Here is a 19,701-nt window from a genome sequence, read left to right on the forward strand (position 1 = left end):
CTAGACCACCTGCCGCAGCCCCGGGCGCGGCGCAGGTACGCCCATTACGGCCTCGACGGCGCTAGCAATGTCGTCGTCGAGGCCCTGCACCAGATGCCCGTACCGGTCCACGGTGGTCTGGATGCTCTCGTGCCCCAGCCTGATCTGAATCGCGGGCAAGGGGATGCGCGCAGCGATCAGCCACGACACGTGCGTGTGCCTCAGGTCGTGGATGCGGGGCCGCTTCGGCAGCCCCTTCTTCATCGCCGCTTCGACGGCCGGCTTCCATTTCCTGTTGTAGTAGTTGGCGTGCCGCCACTCCCCGCCCATCGCCGCGCGGAACAGGTAGTCATCGCCCTTACGGCCGGTCGCGAGGCGCCGAGCCATCTCGACCTGCACGGGGGAGAGGCGCAGGAGCCGCCGGGCCTTCTTCGTCTTGGGCGGGCCAAGGTAGAACGCACCGCCAGCGGTCCCCTTCTTCGCCTTCTTCCATGCCCGCTGGACGTTCACTGAGGGTCGGTCCGCGGTGAGGTTGAGGTCGCTGATCCGCAGGGCTGTCGCCTCGCTCCAGCGCATGCCGGTACCGACCAGCCAGTCAGCGAGGTCCCGGGCGTCCGGGTCGGTGATCTCGGCGGCGATCCGCTGGTACTCGTCACGCTCCAGGAACGTCATCTCCTCGACCGTGTGGTCGTCCACGCGGGGGAGCTTGGTGCGCTTGCAGCAGTTCATCGTGCGCAGCTGCGGGTCAGCGTCGATGGCGGCCTGGACGATGCAGTAGAGCAAGCCGTGTCTGTTCGCGATCGACTTGGGGTCGGCCGGCCTGCGGGCCCACTTCTCGGGGTCCGCCTGGTCGCGCTCGCCCTCCTCCTCGGCGCGCACCCAGTCGGTGACGTCGTCTTGGGTGAGGGTGCAGATCGTCGCGGGGTGCTCGCGTCCGGCGTGGTCGGTGTGCTTCAGCACGGCGAAGTGGATGCGGATCTCGCGGTGGTAGTCCTCACGAGTCCGCTCGTCGATCCCCGTCAGCCGGTCGACGTATCGCGTCGCGTAGCTGTCGAGGGGGACGTCGCCGGGCACTGCCGGCTCTTCGACGAAGCCCTGGCCCTTGACCCAGCCGTGCGGCCACTGCTGGCCGTGCGCGTCGACGAGCTTCTTGAATTGCTCGGCGCTGGCCTCGTCGCCGAAGGGCTCGGACTCCCAACTGCCGCCGCGTCCGCCCTGAAGCCATCGGACTTGGTAGATGCAGCTCCCGTCCTTGCGCTCACGCTTTCTGATGGTCGCCATGGAGGGGAGAGTACGGGCGATTTGGCGACCTGGTTAGGCCCGCGTTTGGCCCGAGATGAAACAAGATCAGCCCCTGACCCGTTGTCCCAGGTCAGGGGCTGATCATTCAGGGTGAGTAACGGGACTCGAACCCGCGACATCCTGGACCACAACCAGGTGCTCTACCATCTGAGCTATACCCACCACGACCGGTCTCTTTCCGGACCGGCCGAGAAAAAGTGTACAGGGTCGGGGAGGGTGCTCGCGCCCGGGTTTACGCCCCCTTCGCGCGGCGGCTACTGCGCGGGCAGGACGTACTTCGCCGCAATCGACTTCGCGGTCTCCGAGTCGGGTCCGGGCTGCGGCACGAAGACCGCCTCGCGGTAGTAGCGCAGCTCCGCGATGGATTCACGGATATCCGCCAGCGCCCGGTGGTTGCCGTTCTTCTCCGGACTGTTGAAGTACGCCCTCGGGTACCAGCGACGGGCCAGTTCCTTGACCGAGGAGACATCGACGATCCGGTAGTGGAGGTAGTCCTCCAGCGTCGGCATGTCGCGCAGCAGGAAGCCGCGGTCGGTGCCGACCGAGTTTCCGCACAGCGGGGCCTTGCCGGGCTCCTTCACGTGCTGGCGTACGTACGCCAGGACCTGCTCCTCGGCGGCGGCGAGCGTGGTGCCGCCCGCCAGCTCGTCGAGGAGGCCCGAGGCGGTGTGCATCTGCCGCACCACCTCGGGCATCGTCTCCAGCGCCGCGTTCGGCGGGCGGATCACGATGTCCACCCCTTCGCCGAGCACGTTCAGTTCCGAGTCGGTGACCAGTGCGGCCACCTCGATGAGTGCGTCGTCCGTCAACGAGAGCCCGGTCATCTCGCAGTCGATCCACACCATGCGATCGTTCATGCGTCCTACCTTAGGCCGACCGGCGATCGGGGGACGCCGGTCGGCCTAAGGCGCACTGCGCTGGCCGGGCAGGCTCGGACGGCCGTGACCGGTCGCGTACGCCTCGGACGGAGGCTTTCCCAGCTCCGGCGGAGCGGCCGAGGTGGCCGCGGGTCCCGAGGCTCCCGCCGCCGCGGCGGCCCGTCTGGCCTGGGCGGTGGCCTGTGTCGGGACGACCGCCTCCACCACCGCGTGCGGGGCGGAGTCGTTCTGCGGGCGGCGGACCCGGTAGGCGGCCCGGTACGCGGCCGGGGACGAGCCGAGCTGACGCCGGAAGTGGCCACGCAGCGCCACCGGTGAGCGGAAGCCGCAGCGACCCGCGACCTCGTCGACCGAGTAGTCGGAGGTCTCGAGCAGCCGCTGGGCCTGCAGCACCCGCTGGGTGATCAGCCACTGCAGCGGCGCGCTGCCGGTCAGCGAACGGAATCGCCGGTCGAAGGTGCGCCGGCTCATGTACGCCCGGGCCGCCAGGGTCTCCACATCGAACTGTTCATGGAGATGCTCCAGCGCCCACGAGACGACCTCGGCCAGCGGGTCCGACCCGATTTCCTCTGGTAAAGACCTGTCCAGATAGCGCTCCTGCCCGCCACTGCGGCGCGGCGGCACGACCAGCCTGCGGGCCAGCGCCCCGGCGGCCTCGGTGCCGTGGTCGGTGCGCACGATGTGCAGGCAGAGATCGATTCCGGCCGCTGTCCCCGCGGAGGTGAGCACATCGCCGTCGTCGACGAACAGCTCGCGCGGATCGACATGGACAGACGGATACCGCTTGGCCAGCGTCGGCGCGTACATCCAGTGGGTCGTGGCCGGGCGGCCGTCCAGCAGACCGGCCGCGGCGAGCACGAACGCGCCGGTGCACAGTCCGACGATCCGGGCCCCCTCCTCATGCGCCCGGCGCAGCGCGTCGAGCGCCTCGGGCGGTGGCGGTGAGGTGATCGACCGCCAGGCCGGTACGACGACGGTGCCCGCTCTGCCGATGGCCTCCAGGCCGTACGGCGCGGTCAGTTCAAGCCCGCCGGTGGTCCGCAGCGGGCCTTCCTCGCCACCGCAGACGAGCAGGCGATAGCGGGGAACTCCGGCGTCCTGACGGTCAATTCCGAACACCGAGAGCGGGATGGAACTTTCAAAGATGGGGCCGCCGCTGAACAGCAGCACCGCGACGACTTCCCGGCGCCGGCGCCCGGAGAGCTTCCGTGCTGCCTCCGGTGCGGCGGAGTCCTGACTCATGACGCTAAGCCCCCCTCGGTGTTCGCGTCTCCCCGTTCGTTTCGGGCCTTTCGCTCCTGCACGTTTCCCCTCGGTTTCGCACGAGTCCCGAGCCTTCGATACTCATGATCGAATCTACTGTGTCCCGTGGCGCCGACGTGACAAGTTCGGCATGCCCCGCTATGTCGACATGGCAACTTGGCGCGAAGCATTCGATCACGAAGCGTTCCACTCGGGGGCTCCACAGGGAAGTGCGCCTCGCACGCATGGCCCGTCCACGTAGGGTGCGAGCGCCATGAATGGTCCTTTCTTCCCTGGTGGCAAGGGGGTTGGCAGGCCATTTCGCCAAGGGAAGGCCGGTGGCGCGAAGTTGGCTGAAAACATACGGGTGCGGGTGTGTGAACGCGTCAGTCGCCGGGCGCACTTCCCGCGCCGCGCCGAGAGCCCCGGTGCGCCCCGGGAGCGGTCCGCGTGCGCCGGCCGCGGGGCTGCGCCGACTCGGCGGCCGGGGCGCGGGGCGCACTGCGTTCGGACTGGCGCAACAGCACCCGGCAGGCGGCCGTCACGGCGGCGAGGCCGAGGGCAGCGGCGGCCGCCCCGCCGACGGACGTCCCGTACACGACCAGCACGACAGGGACGACCACGCAGCTGAAGGCCGCCCAGCGCACCACGTCGCTCGCCGAATCGGACGAGGGACGCGGAGCGGCCTCGACGCGCTGTCCGTGCTGCGGGGCCGGGGAAGGGTCGGGGGCCGGGGCGGACGGGCGTGCGGGCACAAAAGCTCCCTGGAGGCGGCGGGGTGACCGAGGTGCAACGAGGAGCGGAGCCTTCCGGTCACTGGCGCGGACGTCAACGGCAGGATCAGTAGCCGGATCAGTAGCCGGATCAATAGCCGGATCAACGGCCGGATCGGCGGGCGGCGGTGGACTGCCGACGGACGGCGGACGGCCGGCCCAGTCGACGGCCGGCCCAGTCCACGAGCGGCCCAGTGGACGACCGGAGCAGACTGCTGTAGACGCCAAGCGGCATTGCCAATCCGGGGCAGGCTCGGGCATGCTCCCTGGAACGCCGCGGACGGGCAGCAGCTCTGGGCAGGAGAGGAGTGTCGCCGTACCCTTGGGGTATGGGCCAGGGAAGATGATTCCCGGACACAGCTCCGCCGCGATGCCAACCGACGCACCCTCCCCTGAGACTCCCCTGAGACGATCCCTCACAAGAGGACCTTCTTCGCCGAGACACCGATGGCCGGTCACGAAATTCCCGAACCCGCGGACCGCAAGCAGGTAGCCGACCCACTGTCGGACCTGCAAGCGGCGGAAGAAACATGTCATTCCTGCGATCCAGCCTTCCGGCACGGAGTCGTCGTCGGCTTCGACGGCTCGACCTCCAGTGAGCGGGCGCTCGCGTACGCCATCGGCATGGCCAGAAGGTCGGGTTCCGGCCTGATCATCGTCCACGTCGCCAACCGGCTGCCGACCACCGTCTGGGCGGGCTGCGAGCCCCCGGTCTTCGTGGACGTCCCCGATCACCGCACCGAGGTGCTCGGCCTGGAGCTGGCCTGCGCGGACTACCTCACCGAGGTGCCCTGGATCCTGGTCGAGCGCGGCGGCGACATCTGCCACGAGCTGGAGGAGGTCGGCCGGGAGTATTCGGCCGACGCGATCGTGGTCGGCTCGACACACGGCATCGTCGGACGCATCTTCGGCTCGGTGGCCGGGCGGCTCGCGCGGCGCGCGCAGCGCCCGGTCGTAGTGATCCCGTAGCGCGACCCCGTAGCGCGATCCCGTGACGCACGGTCGTCTGCTCGTCACTGATCGTCGTAATCCGGTGTACGCCTTGTCGTGTCCATTCTGTAATCCCGGCGTCAGCCCAGGTGAGGCAGCGTCAACTCCCTTCCTCGGTATGGAAATCTACCCGTCCGTACAGGTGGATTGTGCGCTTGTGAAGGGTACATAGCGGTCGCTGGGAAGCAGCACAACTGCACAGGACACGAAGGGAGCCCGCCGTGGACAACGAAGTCTCTGCGGGAAGCGCCACCGCATCGACACAGACTCTCGGCCACCTCGCACTCGGACTGACCCTGCTGGCGTTCGGCGTTGGCAACACAGGCGTGATCGACAACGTGGCGGCGGCAGACGCGGCCGGTCTTGCGACCTGGGTCGGCGGCGTCGCGCTGTTCATCGTCGGGCTGCTCGAATTCCACGCGGGCAACGGCGGTACGGGCACGGCGTTCTCGGGCCTCGGTGCCTTCTGGTTCACCTGGGGGACCGGGGTCGGCGCCGAAGTCACCGGTGAGGCGGCAGGCCTCTTCATGCTGCTCTGGGCGCTGCTCGCACTGACCCTGACGGCCGCGTCCGCGGGCAGCGGACTGTTCGGACAGGGCGTGTACGGGCTGCTGTTCGTCTCGCTGCTGCTGCTCGGCATAGCGTCGTTCGCCGAGAACGACGGTCTCGCCAAGGCGGGCGGCTGGATCGGCGCGGTCGCGGGTCTCGCCGCCTGGTACGGCGCGACGGCCGCACTCGTCAAGTGGCCGACCTTCTCAGGACGTGCTGCCGGCCGTGGAGTGACGGCCACCGGCTGAGGCAGCCACAAGCCGGCGTCTGGGCTGCGCCGGCTGACGAAAGGGCGGTCCCCCCGCGCGTAAAGGTGGCAACGCACGGGGGGACCGCCCCTGTCTGTGTCGGCTGTACGGCCCTGTACGGGGCTGTACGGGGCCGAACTACTCGACCGTGACGGACTTCGCCAGGTTGCGCGGCTTGTCGATGTCCCGGCCCATGGCCAGCGCCGTGTGGTACGCGAAGAGCTGGAGCGGGATGCCCATCAGGATCGGGTCCAGCTCGTTCTCGTTCTTCGGCACGACGATCGTGTGGTCGGCCTTCTCCTGCTCGCGGTGCGCGACCGCGAGGATCTTGCCGCTGCGGGCCTTGATCTCCTCCAGGGCCGCGCGGTTCTTCTCCAGCAGCTCGTCGTCCGGGACGATCGCGACCGTCGGCAGCGCCGGCTCGATCAGGGCCAGCGGGCCGTGCTTGAGCTCGGACGCCGGGTAGGCCTCGGCGTGGATGTAGGAGATCTCCTTGAGCTTCAGCGAAGCCTCGAGCGCCACCGGGTAGCCGCGCACCCGGCCGATGAACATCATCGACTTGGCGCCCGCGTACTCCTCGGCCAGCTTCTTGATCTCGGCCTCGTTCTCGAGGATCTCGGTGATCTGCCCGGGCAGCTTGCGCAGGCCCTCGATGATCCGCTTGCCGTCGGAGACCGACAGGTCGCGGATCCGGCCCAGGTGCAGCGCGAGCAGCGCGAAGGCGACGACGGTGTTGGTGAAGCACTTGGTGGAGACGACGCAGACCTCGGGGCCTGCGTGCACGTACACGCCGCCGTCGGCCTCGCGGGCGATCGCGGAACCCACCACGTTGACCACGCCGAGGACGCGGGCGCCCTTGCGCTTGAGCTCCTGGACGGCGGCGAGTACGTCGTACGTCTCACCCGACTGGGAGACCGCGATGTAGAGGGTGTCGGGGTCCACGACCGGGTTGCGGTAGCGGAACTCGGAGGCGGGCTCGGCGTCCGCGGGGATGCGGGCCAGGCCCTCGATCAGCGAGGCGCCGATCATGCCCGCGTGGTACGAGGTGCCGCAGCCGAGGATCTTCACACGGCGGATGCCGCGGGCCTCGCGGGCGTCCAGGTTCAGACCGCCCAGGTGCACCGTGGAGAACTTCTCGTCGATGCGGCCGCGCAGGACGCGGTCCACCGCGTCGGGCTGCTCCGAGACCTCCTTGTGCATGTACGTGTCGTGGCCGCCCATGTCGTAGGAGGCGGCCTCCCACTCGACGGTCTCGGGGGTGGCGGTGGTGCGCGTGCCCGAGGTCGTGTAGGTGCGGAAGTCGTCGGCCTTCAGCGTGGCCATCTCGCCGTCGTCGAGGGTGACGACCTGGCGGGTGTGGGAGATCAGTGCGGCGACGTCGGAGGCGACGAACATCTCCTTCTCGCCGATGCCGAGGACGACCGGGGAGCCGTTGCGGGCCACGACGATGCGGTCGCTGAAGTCGGCGTGCATGACGGCGATGCCGTAGGTGCCCTCGACGACCTTGAGCGCCTCGCGGACCTTCTCCTCGAGCTTCTCGGCCTGGGAGCGGGCGATCAGGTGGGTGAGCACCTCGGTGTCGGTCTCGGAGGCGAAGACGACGCCGTCCGCTTCCAGCTTCGCGCGCAGCTCGGCGGCGTTGTCGACGATGCCGTTGTGGACGACCGCGACCTTGTTCTCGGGGTCGAGGTGCGGGTGCGAGTTGATGTCGCTCGGGGCGCCGTGGGTGGCCCAGCGGGTGTGGGCGATGCCGGTGGTGCCGGCGAAGCGCTTGGGGATCCGGGCCTCCAGGTCACGGACCCGGCCCTTGGCCTTGACCATCTTCAGTCCGGCGGCCTTGGGGCTCGTGATCACGATGCCCGCGGAGTCGTAACCCCGGTACTCCAGCCGCTGCAGGCCTTCGAGCAGCAGCGGTGCCACATCACGCTTGCCGATGTATCCGACAATTCCACACATAGAGTTCTTACCCCTCCATAGATCAGGTGTGTGCTCGTCCCCCTGGGCTGTCTGGCCGCCCGGCCGATCGGGCCGGTCGACCGGTCAGCCGTATACGATGCGGCGCAGCTGGCGGAGCGAGAGCTCCGGCGGCGCCACGGCGCGGTGCGGCAGTTCGGCCGCGATCCGCTCGAAGATCTCCGTGTTCGCCATGCCACCGGACTGCAGCTCGCGGTGGCGGCGGCGGACGAATTCGTCGGTCTTCTCGTCGAAGTACGCCAGCACGTCGAGCACCACCCGGCCCGCCTCACCGCGCTGGAGCGCGGTGCTGCGCACCAGATGGTCGATGAGGTCGTCGTGTGACGAGGGGCGGCGGTCGAGCACCCGTAGATATTGCGGGGTCACCTGCCGCATTTGCAAGAATCCTGCCCGATTGCGGGCAGGTAGGGCTCACATTCGCTTCAATACGGCCTGTTTCGCGGTGGTGAACTCCTCGGCCGTCAGTATTCCGGCCTGATGCAGATCGCCCAGCTCACGCAGTCGGCGCAGCAGCGCGTCATGATCGCTGCCGCCGGGCGCGGGGACGGCGTCGGCAGGCTCGGCCTGGGCGGGAGGGGCGATGGGGGAGGGGGCGTACGGATGGGGCATACGGGCCACCACGGCGGCCCCGACCAGCGCCATCAGCGGGTCCTTGCGGAAACCCCACAGCTCCACGGCGTGCGGGTCGTACTTGGGCGGAGCCTTGGTCGGGGCCTTGGACACGGCGAAGCGGAGGTAGCCGTTCTCCAGACCGGCCGACGGCAGCCACTCCACCGACTCCACGTCCTGAACCGCGAGGGTGCGCGCGCCGCCGGACGACTTGGACTCCTCGGTCTTCCAGTTCCACTCCAGCCGGATCCGCTCCCCGTCGAAGGTGGCGGTGCCGTCGCCCGCGCCCACGGTGATTGGCAGGTCGGGGCCGGGCAGCAGATAGCTGTCGACCGGGCCTGTCTCCACCTGCTCCAGCAGCAGCGCGTTGCGCACCTCGTCGACGAAGTACTCGGCGACGCCGGTGCGGTCGTTGTCCACGGTCAGCCGGTAGGGGTCGGAGCTGTCCTCCAGCTTGCCGCCGGTGATCTGCAGGAGCGGGTCGGCGCCGTTGCGCAGGCGCAGCCGCAGCCGTCCCGACTTCTTGCCCGGCTCGAAGGAGATCCCGGCGAGCGCCCCCAGCGGTACGGCGATCTCGCCGAGGGTCTTGCGCAGCAGGCTCACGCTCTTGTCGCTGCCGGGCACGATGCGCACCGTGTCCCCGTCGAAGGTCCAGGTGCCGTCCTTCTGGATGATTTCCGCCATGCCGGAATTCTCGCACCGGGGATGGCGTACGTGGGCTCGCCCAGGGGGAGTTGGCGAAGGGTCGGCCCACGAGCGTGGTCTACACCTTGACCGGAGTTGGGGCGCGCGGTACGCATGATGACTGCCGTTCGGTTGCTCAGCACCACAGTTGCGACGCCCGTCGAAGGGACCCAGCCTGTGAGACAGCCCAGAACGTTCCCCCGTCTGTTCGGCTCGCTGCTGCTCGTCGCGGCGGCCGGCATCGCCGGCATCGGCGCCGGCCCGGCCCCCGCCCCGGCCGCCCCCGAGGTCCGGCCGCTCGGCCAGATCGTCCCCGCGCCCGCTTCCGTACGCCCGGGCGGGTCCGCGTACACCCTCACCCCATGGACCCGGATCCGGGTCGACGGCGACTCCCGCGAGGCCCGCAGGATCGGCACGTATCTCGCCCAGCTGCTGCGGCCGTCGACCGGCTACGCCCTGCCCGTCACCGACGACGGCGGCCCCGGCGGTATCCGGCTGCGCCTGAGCTCCAAGGACCGCGCCCTGGGCGACGAGGGCTACCGGCTGGAGTCCACGCGCGGCGCGCTCACCCTCACCGCCCGCAAGCCCGCCGGGCTCTTCCACGCCGTGCAGACGCTGCGCCAGCTGCTGCCCGCCTCGGTGGAGAAGGACACCCGGCAGCGCGGCCCGTGGAAGGTCGCGGGCGGCACCATCACCGACAGCCCGCGCTACGGCTACCGGGGCGCGATGCTCGACGTCTCCCGGCACTTCCTCACCGTCGACCAAGTCAAGCTGTATATCGACCAGTTGGCGCTCTACAAGATCAACAAGCTGCATCTGCATCTCTCCGACGACCAGGGCTGGCGGATCGCCATCGACTCCTGGCCGCGGCTGGCGACGTACGGCGGCTCGACCCAGGTCGGCGGCGGCCCCGGCGGCCACTACACAAAGGCCCAGTACAAGGAGATCCTCGGTTACGCGGCCTCGCGCTATCTGGAGGTCGTCCCCGAGATCGACATGCCGGGGCACACCAACGCAGCCCTCGCCTCGTACGCCGAGCTGAACTGCTCCGGCATCGCCCCGCCCCTCTACACCGGGACGGACGTCGGCTTCAGCTCGCTGTGCGTGCCGAAGCCCGTGACGTATGACTTCGTGGACGACGTCATCCGCGAGCTGGCCGCGCTCACCCCCGGCAAGTACCTCCACATCGGTGGCGACGAGGCGCACTCCACCAGCCACGCGGACTATGTGGCGTTCATGGACAAGGTGCAGCCGATCGTCGCCAAGTACGGGAAGACGGTGGTCGGTTGGCACCAGCTGACCGGCGCGACCCCGGCGAAGGGGGCGCTCGCGCAGTACTGGGGTCTGGACAGCACCAGCGCCGCGGAGAAGGCGCAGGTCGCGAAGGCCGCGCAGAACGGTACAGGGCTGATTCTGTCGCCCGCGGACCGGATCTACCTCGACATGAAGTACAACAAGGACACCCCGCTGGGGCTGGCCTGGGCCGGATACGTGGAGGTGCGGCGGTCCTACGACTGGGACCCGGCGGCGTATCTGCCGGGCGCGCCGGCGTCGGCGGTGGCGGGGGTCGAGGCGCCGTTGTGGTCGGAGACGATCTCGACGAGCGACCACATCGAGTTCATGGCGTTCCCGCGGGTGGTGGGGGTGGCGGAGCTGGGCTGGTCGCCTGCGTCTGCGCATGACTGGGAGGCGTACAGGGTGCGGCTGGGGGCGCAGGGGCCGAGGATGGCGGCGCTCGGGATCGACTTCTACCGGTCGCCGCAGGTGCCCTGGCAGTCGGGCTGAGGCGTCCGGGCGCGCCGCCCCCGGGGCTCCGCCCCGGACCCCGCGCCTCAATCGCCGGTGGGGCTGGTTTCGGGGCTCTGCCCCGGACCCCGCGCCTCAATCGCCGGTGGGGCTCCATTGGAGCCCGTTGGGGGTCCCCCCGGACGAAGTCTGGGGGAGATTGAGGACAACGCCCGAAGGGCGTTACGGGGTCTGGGGCGAAGCCCCAGTTACGGGAAGGGGCGGGTAGGGAAAGGCCCCGCCCAAGAGACGGGCGCGCCGGTGAGGGACCGTATTCACCGGCGCCCCCGCCCGCTCAGTGGGCGAACCGCGCGATCGGGTTCTCCAGCGCGCCGACGAGTTGCAGCGCGCCCGACGGGTCCGCCAGGTCCACCATCTGTTCGTTGTTGCGCAGCTGGAGCCGGTTCAGGCACGACAGCGCGAACTCGTCCGCGAACATGTCGTACTCCCTGAACCTGTCCGCGAGATGCGGCACCGACTCCTGGTACCCGCGCACACTCTCCGCGACCGTCCGCCAGAACGTCTCCTCGTCCAGCCGCTCCTCCGTGACCAGCGTGGCCGCGAGGAGACGGAAGAAGCAGTCGAAGACGTCCGTGAAGACGGAGAGCAGCTTCATGTCCTCGGGCACGTCCGCGCGGATGCGCTCGACGGCCGGCGGCAGCACCGCGTGCGGGTCCATCACCGCGATCTCCTCGGCGATGTCCTTGAAGATCGCCCGCTGGACCGTGCCGTCCTCGCCGATGACCAGGATGACGTTCTCGCCGTGAGGCATGAAGACCAGGTCGTACTTGTAGAAGCTGTGCAGTACGGGCGTGAGATACGCGTCCAGGTAGCGGCGCAGCCAGTCGGCGGGGGCCAGGCCCGACTCGTCGATCAGCGCTCCCGCGAACGACGCGCCGTTGTGGTCCACATGGAGGAGCGACGCCATCGTGGCCAGCCGCTCGCCGGCCTGCAGTTGTGGCACCGGGCTCTCTCGCCACAGCGCGGCCAGCATTTTGCGGTACGGGGAGTAGCGGTCCGTCGCCTGCTCGTACTGGCGGTGGTGGTAGCCGATCGCCGCCCGCTCCCGGATGACCGAGAAGCGGGCCGCCTTGAAGACGTCGTCGCTGTCGATCAGGCCCGTCAGCCAGTCGTTGATCGCGGGGGTCGCCTCCATGTACGCGGCCGAAAGGCCACGCATGAAGCCCATGTTGAGGACGGACAGCGCTGTTTTGACGTAGTGCTTGGCCGGGGCGCTCGTATTGAAGAACGTGCGGATCGACTGCTGCGCGAGATAGTCGTCGTCGCCCGGGCCCAGGCACACCAGGCGCTGCTGGGCGATCTCGGCGGCGAAGGTGACGGACAGCTTGTTCCACCACTGCCAGGGGTGGACGGGCAGCAGGAAGTAGTCGGCGAGGTCGAGGCCGAGGGCGTTCAGCTGCCCGCCGAAGCGGGCGAGGGTCGCTTCGCCGAGCTCGTCGCGGACCAGCGACTCGTAGTCGAGTCCCGCGCCCGCGGTGAAGGTGGTGCGGTCGCGGCGGGCAGCGAGCCAGACCAGGCGGACCTCGCTGCCCGTCTCGGGGGCGTACGAGAGATATTCGTGCACCCCAAAGCCGAGCCGGCCGTTGTTCGCGACGAAGCAGGGGTGGCCCTCGGTCATGCCGGTCTCGATGGCCTGGAAGCCGGCCGTGGCCAGCTCGGCGGAGGTCACCGGCTTCTTGGTCAGTTTGTACGCGGTGCCGGAGAGGGTGGAGGAGATCTCCTCCAGATAGACCGGCAGGATCGTCTCGCTCAGGCCGAGCGAGACGCGCAGCTCGATGAAGAAGTCGAGCGCGTCCAGCGGCTGCTCGTCGCCGTCCCGGTGCCGGGTGATGGAGTCGGCGAAGACCTGCCAGTGGTCGAGGGCGAACCGGCGCGCGGTGAAGCGGTACTCGGTGGCGGAGTCGTCGCTGAGGACGCGGTACCGGTCCTCCCCGAGGGACTCGGGGGCCAGCAGCCGCTCGTGGGAGAACTCCGCGAGCGCCTTGCGCAGGAGGAGTCGGTTCGCCTGCTCCCACAGTTCGGGCGTCAGATGCGATACGGCGTCGGACAGGTTCATGCCGTCACTCCTCGTGCAGCCTCTCGTGCGACCTCTCGTGCAGCCTCGAACTGGGCGCGGGTGCAGAAACTCAGCAGGGCGACCTTCTCCGGCTTTTCGATCTCTCGTGCGGGCACGAAGCCGACGGCCTCATTGAGCGCGTGCACGGCCTTGTTGCGTACGTCCGGCTCGACCACCACTCGCCGGGTGGCCGGGTCCGCGAACAGCGTCTCCATCACCGCGGTGATCACGGCGCGGGTGAAACCGTGCACAGGGTTGTCGGTCGGCGCGACCAGGAAGTGCATGCCGACATCGCCGGGCTCGGCGTCGTACAGCCCCTTCAGCTCCACATGTGCCGGGTCGTAGCGCTCCATCAGGAAGACGGGCTCGCCGTCCTTGAGGCCGATGAAGGCGTCGTGGTGCTCATGCGCGGCTATCGCCATGTACTCGCGCTCGACGTCCTGCATTTTCGCGTCCTGCATCAGCCAGAAGGCGGCCTTGGGGTGGGTCACCCAGCCGTGCACCAGCTGGGCGTCGGCAAAGGGGTCGAGGGGACGGACGGTGAACCTCATACGGAAAACTCCTGGAACGCGATGGACTTTTCGACGGGGTAGTACTCGGAACCAAGCAGCTCGCCGATGATGTAGGCGTTGCGGTACGCACCCATGCCCAGGTCGGGCGAGGTGATGGAGTGCGTGTGCACGCCCGCGTTCTGGAGGAAGATCTCGCGTCCGGCCGTGTCGATGCTGTAGTTGCGGGCGATGTCGAAGCGGCCCTGCCCGTCCCGGCGGATCCGGTCGGCGACCGGCTCCAGGAACTCCGGCTCGGCGTATTTGTAGCCGGTGGCCAGGATCAGGCCCTCCGTACGCAGCTCGAAGCTCTTGCCCTGCTCCTCCTGGCGCAGCCCGAGGGTGTAGGCGCCGTCCTCGTAACTGGCTCTCTCGAGCGCCGAGTTGGTGAGAAGTCTGGTGGGGACGGGGCCCTTCAGGTTCTTCTGGTAGAGGAGGTCGAAGATCTCGTTGATGAGATCCCCGTCGATGCCCTTGAACAGGCCCTTCTGCTGTGACTCCAGCCGGTAGCGGGTGGCCTCCGGGAGCGCGTGGAAGTAGTCGATGTACTCCGGCGAGGTCATCTCCAGCGTCAGCTTGGTGTACTCCAGCGGGAAGAACCGCGGGGAGCGCGTGACCCAGTTGAGCCGGTAGCCGTGCACGTCGATCTCGGAGAGCAGGTCGTAGTAGATCTCCGCGGCGCTCTGCCCGCTGCCGACGAGGGTGATCGACTCCTTCCGCTGCAGCGCCTCCTTGTGGTCGAGGTAGCGCGAGTTGTGCAGGAAGTCGCCGCCGAGACCCTGGCAGGGCTCGGGTATGAACGGCGGGGTGCCGGTGCCCAGGACGATGCGGCGGGCGCGGAGCTGCTCGCCGGCGGCGGTGTGGACGACGTACAGCTCACTCTCGTACTCGACGCGCGTCACCGTGGTGCTGAAGCGGACGGAGGACAGTTTGGCGGCGGCCCAGCGGCAGTAGTCGTTGTACTCGGTCCGCAGCGGATAGAAGTTCTCGCGGATGTAGAAGGAGTACAGCCGCCCCGATTCCTTCAGATAGTTGAGGAAGGAGTAGGTGGAGGTGGGGTCGGCGAGGGTGACCAGGTCCGACATGAACGGCGTCTGGAGGTGCGCGCCTTCCAGGAACATCCCCGAGTGCCACTCGAAGTCCGGCTTGGACTCGAGGAAGAGGCCGTTCAGCTCGTCGATCGGCTCGGTCAGGCAGGCGAGACCGAGATTGAAGGGCCCGAGCCCGATGCCGATGAAATCAAGGGGCTCAAGACGCGTGGACAAGGTTCTCTCCCAGGTACTGCTCGGCGTGGCCGGCGATCAGATCGAGTACGGCGGCGATGTCTTCGGTCGTCGTCTCGGGGTTGAGCAAGGTGAACTTCAGGTACTGGCGGCCGCCGACCCTCGTCCCGGCGACCACGGCCTCGCCGGACGCGAACAGCGCCTTGCGTGCGTAGAGGTTGGCCCGGTCGATCTCGGTGGGGCTTGTGACGTTCTCGGGGATGTAGCGGTAGACCAGTGTCGACAGCTGCGGCTGGACGACCACGTCGTAGCGCGGGTCGGCGGCGAGCACCTCCCAGCCGGCCGCGGCCAGGTCGCAGACCTCGTCGAAGAGCTGCCCGACACCGTCCGCGCCCATCACTCGCAGCGTCATCCACAGCTTCAGCGCGTCGAAGCGGCGGGTGGTCTGCAGGGACTTGTCGACCTGGTTGGGGATCCCTTCCTCCACGGTACGCCGCGGGTTGAGGTAGTCCGCGTGGTACGTGGCATGGCTCAGCGTCGCCCCGTCCCGTACCAGCACCGCGGACGAACTCACCGGCTGGAAGAAGGACTTGTGATAGTCCACGGTGACCGAGTCGGCGTGCTCGATGCCGTCGAGGAGACGGCGGCGGGTGGTGGATGCCAGCAGTCCGCAGCCGTACGCCGCGTCCACATGCATCCAGGTTCCGTACTGCGCGGTCAGCTCGGCGATCTCGGGCAGCGGGTCGATGGAGCCGAAGTCGGTGGTGCCCGCGGTCGCTACGACGGCCATGGGGACCAGGCCCTCACGGGTGCAGCGCGCCAGTTCGGCGGCGAGAGCGACGGTCTGCATCCGCTTGTTGCGGTCGACGGGGATCGAGACGACGGCCTCGCGGCCGAGGCCCAGCAGCGTCGCCGACTTCTGCACGCTGAAGTGGCTGCACTCCGAGGTGAAGATGCGCAGTTTCGCCAGGTCCGCGGTCTTGGCCTCCTCGCGGGCGAGCAGCAGCGCCTGGAGGTTGGACTGGGTGCCGCCGCTGGTGAAGACACCGTCGGCCGCCGGGCCGAAGCCGATCCGCTGCGCGGTCCAGTCGATGAGGCGGCGCTCGATGAGGGTGCCGCCGGCGCTCTGGTCCCAGGTGTCGAGCGAGGAGTTGACAGCGGAGAGCACGGCCTCGCCGAGGACGGCCGGGATGACGACCGGGCAGTTGAGGTGGCCGAGGTAGCGGGGGTGGTGGAAGTAGACGGCGTCCCGCAGGTAGACGCTCTCCAGCTCGTCGAGGGCGGCGGAGACGTTGCCCAGCGGCTGGTCGAGGTCGACCGCGGAGATCACCGGGGCGAGCTCATCGGCGGTCACGCCGGTGAACGGCCGCCGGGTTGTGGCGAGTCGGTTCGCCACCCGCTCGACTCCTTCGGTCACGGAGAGCCGATAGCTCTCCGCCGTAACGTCATTGAGCAGGTGCGCGCGCATGCAACGTCCTCCCGGATGCGGGGACTTGGTCGCCCCTCAGGACAGGAGAGGGGGCGAGGGGGCGACATCGAAGTTAGGTTAGCCTAACCTAACTTTCGATGCCAGCTGACCCTCGCCCCCTCGGGGCGCGATTGTTTGGCCTTGTTCACATGGCAGTGGCGTTATCGGCCTCGGTGGCGTCGTCGGCCTCGTCCACCGCACCGGCCTCGTCCACCGCGCCGGTCTCAGCCTCCTCGCGGAGGCCGTCCTCGCTCACGCCGCGCTTCCAGTAGCCGACGAATGTGACGCGGCGGCGGTCGAGTTCGCGCTCGCGCACCAGATGGCGGCGGAGCGCCTTCACGCTGCCCGACTCGCCCGCGATCCAGGCGTACCCGGTGCCCTCGGGCAACTCGGCCGCGCTGACCGCCTCCAGGGCGGACGGCGCGCCCTCCTCCCGTACCAGCCAGGTGATCCGGGCGTCCGCCGCGGTCCGCAGGTCCTGGCGGTCCTCGGTGTGCTGCACCTCCAGCCAGACCCGGGCCTTCATTCCGGCCGGCAGCCACTCAAGGATCGCCGCGGCGGCCGGCAGGGCCGTCTCGTCGGCCCAGATCAGCACCCAGTCGGTGTCCTCGGGCGGCCGGCAGCGCACTGCGGTGTTGTCGGCGACGGCCGGGCCGAGCACCATCACGCGGTGTCCGGGCGTGGCCTGGCCGGCCCAGCGGCAGGCGGGACCGCCGTCCTCGTGCAGTGCGAAGTCGATGTCCACCTCGCCTGCCTCGCCCGGCAGTTGGCGCTGCTCGCGCACGGTGTACGAGCGCATCACGGCCCGTACGTCGTCGGGCAGCGCACGCCAGGCGGCGAATATCGCGCTGCCGTCACCGGCGTCGACGGGCACGACGGGCGCTTCCTGGCCCGGGTGCGGCAGGAACAGCGACAGGGACTGGTCGCGGCCCCCGGTGGTGAAGTGCTTGAGGTCCTCGCCCCCGAAGGTGACGCGGACCATGGACGGGCCGAGCCGCCTGGTCCGTACAACCTTCAGGTCGAAGAAGCGGAACGGGGCGATCTCGGCCGTTGTCGTCATGGTCAGGCGACCTTCTTCGCAGTCTCGATGGCCTTGGCCAGGTCTTCGAGGATCGGCGCGCACTTGTCGTAGGAGTAGATCGGCTCGGTGACGCGCGGAATGACCTGTCCGGCCTTGACGGCGGGCAGCTTGCCCCAGGTCGGCTTCTTGGTCAGGGAGTCGGGCTGAAGGGTCCCGGTGCGGTTGTCCAGGATGATGATGTCGGCGCCGTACTTGCCGGCGTTCTCCCAGCTGAGCTCCTCGAAGAAGCCCTGCGCGTTCGGCTTCGGCTCCACGAACTTCACGCCCAGCTCCTGGAAGTACAGGGTGTCGGCGGACGTCTTGGGGACGGAGACGTAGAAGAGTTCCTGGCTGCCGGAGCCGATCAGGACCTTGATGTTCGGCTTGGCCTTGGCGGCCGCGCGCAACCGGGCCGCGGCCTTCTCGAAGCGCGCCTTGGCGTCGGCGGCCTTCTTGCCCTTGACGTCGCCGCCGAGGGATTCGGCGAGCTCGGCGTGGCGCTCCAGGGCCCTGGCCATCGTGGTCTCGGCCGCCCACAGCAGAACGCTGGGGGCCAGCTTCATGATCTTGTCCTTGGACTGCGGCGGGACGTACCACGGGTCGTTCTTGGCCCACATGTTGGTGATCAGCAGCTCGGGGGCGAGGGCCGCGTACTGCTCGATGTTGAACTCGCCGTAGACATTGCCGACGATCTTGACCTTGCTGATGTCGAGGTCACCGGCCTGGACGTCGGGCTTGCCGTCCTTGGTCTTGGTCGGGCCGAACACGCCCTTGACCTCGACGCCGTAGTCGTGGAGGGCTGCGGCGGTGCCGGTGAAGGCGACGATGTTCTTCGGGACGGACTTCAGCTCGACCGCCGTACCGCGGTCGTCCTGGAACTTCCAGGGGCCGGACTTCTCGGCGCCCTTGCCCGCGCCGCCCTTGTCGTCGCTCTTGCTGCAGGCGGCCAGTGCGACGCCGAGCCCGAGGGCGCTGCCCGCGGTGAGCAGGCCGCGACGGGTGAGATGGGAAGCTCGGGCGTTGGGCATGATGGTGTCCGCTTTCGTACGTGCCGGGGTCGGCCACTGGGCAGTTCGAGGGTAGGTTAGCCTAACCTCACTACTTGTCCAGAGGGTGCCTCCCCCGGCCGTGCGGACGGCGGGCCCGTACGTCAGGCGGGCAGGCCCAACTCCCGTGCGATCAGCATCCGTTGTACCTCGCTCGTGCCCTCGCCGATCTCCAGGATCTTGGAGTCGCGCCACATCCTGGCCACCGGGTACTCGTTCATGAAGCCGTAGCCGCCGTGGATCTGGGTGGCCTCGCGGGCGTTGTCCACCGCGATCGTCGAGGAGTACAGCTTGGCCAGCGCCGCCTCCTTCTTGAACGGCTCGCCCCGCACCAGCCGGGACGCCGCGTCGCGCCAGCCGACCCGGGCCATATGGGCCCGCATCTCCATGTCGGCGATCTTGAACTGGATGGCCTGGTTGGCGCCGATCGGCCGCCCGAAGGCGTGCCGCTCCCGCGCGTACTTCACGGACTCGTCCACACAGCCCTGAGCGAGGCCCGTGGCGAGCGCGGAGATGGCGATCCGGCCCTCGTCGAGGATGCGCAGGAACTGGGCGTAGCCACGGCCCTCCTCGCCGAGCAGATTGGCGAGCGGTACCCGGACTTCGTCGAAGGACAGCTCACGGGTGTCCGAGGCGTTCCACCCGACCTTGGAGTAGGGGGCGGCGACAGTGAAGCCCGGGGTGCCGGACGGGACGATGATCGAGGAGATCTGCGGCTTCCCCCCGTCGGTGCGGCCGGTGACCGCGGTGACCGTGACCAGGCCCGTGATGTCCGTACCGGAATTGGTGATGAAGCACTTGGAGCCGTTGATCACCCACTCGTCGCCGTCCCGCACGGCCGTGGTGCGGGTGCCGCCGGCGTCCGAGCCCGCGCCCGGCTCGGTCAGGCCGAACGCGCCGAGGATCTCGCCGGAGCACAGGCGGGGGAGCCACTGCCGCTTCTGCTCCTCGGTACCGAACAGATGCAGGGGCATCGCGCCGAGCGAGACGCCCGCTTCGAGGGTGATCGCGACGGACGAGTCGACGCGGGCCAGTTCCTCCAGGGCGATGCCGAGGGCGAGGTAGTCGCCGCCCATGCCGCCGTACTCCTCGGGGAAGGGCAGTCCGAACAGGCCCATGCGGCCCATCTCGCGGACGATTTCGTACGGGAACTCATGGCGCTCGTAGAAGTCGCCGATCTTGGGCGCCACGACGTCGTGCGCGAACGCCTCGACGGTACGGCGGAGTTCCTCGTGTTCGGCGGAGAGCCGGTGGTCGAGCGACATT

The 19,701-nt window shown here is 69.0% G+C and carries 17 protein-coding genes and 1 tRNA gene; 3 read left to right on the forward strand and 15 right to left on the reverse strand.

Annotated elements, in window-relative coordinates; all coding sequences use genetic code 11:
- The 5 genes from QFZ67_RS25105 to QFZ67_RS25125 form a co-directional block, all read right to left on the reverse strand.
- Positions 1 to 1,260 carry a site-specific integrase gene (locus QFZ67_RS25105; protein WP_307663335.1) on the reverse strand — a complete coding sequence of 420 codons (1,260 nt, stop codon included), beginning with the start codon at positions 1,258 to 1,260 and terminating at the stop codon, positions 1 to 3.
- Positions 1,261 to 1,370: 110 nt separating this feature from the next.
- Positions 1,371 to 1,443: transfer RNA gene (locus QFZ67_RS25110), tRNA-His, on the reverse strand.
- A 92-nt stretch (positions 1,444 to 1,535) separates the two neighbouring features.
- A complete protein-coding gene (gene orn, locus QFZ67_RS25115; protein WP_307663336.1) occupies positions 1,536 to 2,138 on the reverse strand; it encodes an oligoribonuclease in 603 nt (200 codons plus the stop codon).
- 45 nt (positions 2,139 to 2,183) lie between these two features.
- A complete protein-coding gene (locus tag QFZ67_RS25120; protein ID WP_307663337.1) occupies positions 2,184 to 3,401 on the reverse strand; it encodes a GlxA family transcriptional regulator in 1,218 nt (405 codons plus the stop codon).
- Between the two features lie 386 nt (positions 3,402 to 3,787).
- Entirely contained in the window at positions 3,788 to 4,156 is a 369-nt protein-coding gene (locus tag QFZ67_RS25125; protein ID WP_373430123.1) for a hypothetical protein, read from the reverse strand.
- 465 nt (positions 4,157 to 4,621) lie between these two features.
- On the opposite strand from QFZ67_RS25125, the gene QFZ67_RS25130 reads away from it, so the two are divergent.
- Positions 4,622 to 5,143 carry a universal stress protein gene (locus QFZ67_RS25130; protein ID WP_215088845.1) on the forward strand — a complete coding sequence of 174 codons (522 nt, stop codon included), beginning with the start codon at positions 4,622 to 4,624 and terminating at the stop codon, positions 5,141 to 5,143.
- A gap of 242 nt (positions 5,144 to 5,385) precedes the next feature.
- On the forward strand, positions 5,386 to 5,961 hold the full coding sequence (locus tag QFZ67_RS25135; RefSeq protein ID WP_307663338.1) for a GPR1/FUN34/YaaH family transporter: 576 nt from the start codon (positions 5,386 to 5,388) through the stop codon (positions 5,959 to 5,961).
- Between the two features lie 138 nt (positions 5,962 to 6,099).
- Here the strand turns inward: QFZ67_RS25135 and glmS are convergent, their stop codons facing one another.
- The 3 genes from glmS to QFZ67_RS25150 all read right to left on the reverse strand — a co-directional run bounded on the left by glmS (position 6,100) and on the right by QFZ67_RS25150 (position 9,228).
- Positions 6,100 to 7,917: a glutamine--fructose-6-phosphate transaminase (isomerizing) gene (gene glmS, locus QFZ67_RS25140; protein WP_307663339.1), complete on the reverse strand. Its 1,818-nt coding sequence runs from the start codon at positions 7,915 to 7,917 to the stop codon at positions 6,100 to 6,102.
- A gap of 84 nt (positions 7,918 to 8,001) precedes the next feature.
- On the reverse strand, positions 8,002 to 8,280 hold the full coding sequence (locus QFZ67_RS25145) for a hypothetical protein (protein WP_307665954.1): 279 nt from the start codon (positions 8,278 to 8,280) through the stop codon (positions 8,002 to 8,004).
- Positions 8,281 to 8,346: 66 nt separating this feature from the next.
- Entirely contained in the window at positions 8,347 to 9,228 is an 882-nt protein-coding gene (locus QFZ67_RS25150) for a DUF4429 domain-containing protein (protein WP_307663340.1), read from the reverse strand.
- 177 nt (positions 9,229 to 9,405) lie between these two features.
- Here QFZ67_RS25150 and QFZ67_RS25155 point away from each other — a divergent pair, with 177 nt between their 5' ends.
- Positions 9,406 to 11,013, forward strand: coding sequence for a beta-N-acetylhexosaminidase (locus QFZ67_RS25155; protein ID WP_307663341.1), 1,608 nt, complete (start codon positions 9,406 to 9,408; stop codon positions 11,011 to 11,013).
- A 295-nt stretch (positions 11,014 to 11,308) separates the two neighbouring features.
- Here the strand turns inward: QFZ67_RS25155 and QFZ67_RS25160 are convergent, their stop codons facing one another.
- The 7 genes from QFZ67_RS25160 to QFZ67_RS25190 all read right to left on the reverse strand — a co-directional run bounded on the left by QFZ67_RS25160 (position 11,309) and on the right by QFZ67_RS25190 (position 19,700).
- The gene (locus tag QFZ67_RS25160; protein WP_307663342.1) at positions 11,309 to 13,090 is read right to left on the reverse strand and encodes an IucA/IucC family siderophore biosynthesis protein; all 1,782 of its coding nucleotides are present in this window, start codon (positions 13,088 to 13,090) and stop codon (positions 11,309 to 11,311) included.
- On the reverse strand, positions 13,087 to 13,641 hold the full coding sequence (locus QFZ67_RS25165; RefSeq protein WP_307663343.1) for a GNAT family N-acetyltransferase: 555 nt from the start codon (positions 13,639 to 13,641) through the stop codon (positions 13,087 to 13,089). The genes QFZ67_RS25160 and QFZ67_RS25165 overlap by 4 nt, the downstream gene beginning before the upstream one ends.
- A complete protein-coding gene (locus tag QFZ67_RS25170; protein WP_307663344.1) occupies positions 13,638 to 14,903 on the reverse strand; it encodes a lysine N(6)-hydroxylase/L-ornithine N(5)-oxygenase family protein in 1,266 nt (421 codons plus the stop codon). Before QFZ67_RS25170 ends, QFZ67_RS25165 begins: the two co-directional genes overlap by 4 nt.
- The gene (locus QFZ67_RS25175; RefSeq protein ID WP_307663345.1) at positions 14,887 to 16,329 is read right to left on the reverse strand and encodes an aspartate aminotransferase family protein; all 1,443 of its coding nucleotides are present in this window, start codon (positions 16,327 to 16,329) and stop codon (positions 14,887 to 14,889) included. Before QFZ67_RS25175 ends, QFZ67_RS25170 begins: the two co-directional genes overlap by 17 nt.
- 145 nt (positions 16,330 to 16,474) lie before the next feature.
- Positions 16,475 to 17,389, reverse strand: a complete 915-nt coding sequence (locus QFZ67_RS25180; protein ID WP_307663346.1) for a siderophore-interacting protein — start codon at positions 17,387 to 17,389, stop codon at positions 16,475 to 16,477.
- Between the two features lie 2 nt (positions 17,390 to 17,391).
- The gene (locus QFZ67_RS25185; protein WP_307663347.1) at positions 17,392 to 18,417 is read right to left on the reverse strand and encodes an ABC transporter substrate-binding protein; all 1,026 of its coding nucleotides are present in this window, start codon (positions 18,415 to 18,417) and stop codon (positions 17,392 to 17,394) included.
- Between the two features lie 122 nt (positions 18,418 to 18,539).
- Positions 18,540 to 19,700 carry an acyl-CoA dehydrogenase family protein gene (locus QFZ67_RS25190; protein WP_307663348.1) on the reverse strand — a complete coding sequence of 387 codons (1,161 nt, stop codon included), beginning with the start codon at positions 19,698 to 19,700 and terminating at the stop codon, positions 18,540 to 18,542.
- Position 19,701 lies beyond the last annotated feature (1 nt).

Source organism: Streptomyces sp. V1I1 (assembly GCF_030817355.1).
Classification (GTDB): domain Bacteria; phylum Actinomycetota; class Actinomycetes; order Streptomycetales; family Streptomycetaceae; genus Streptomyces.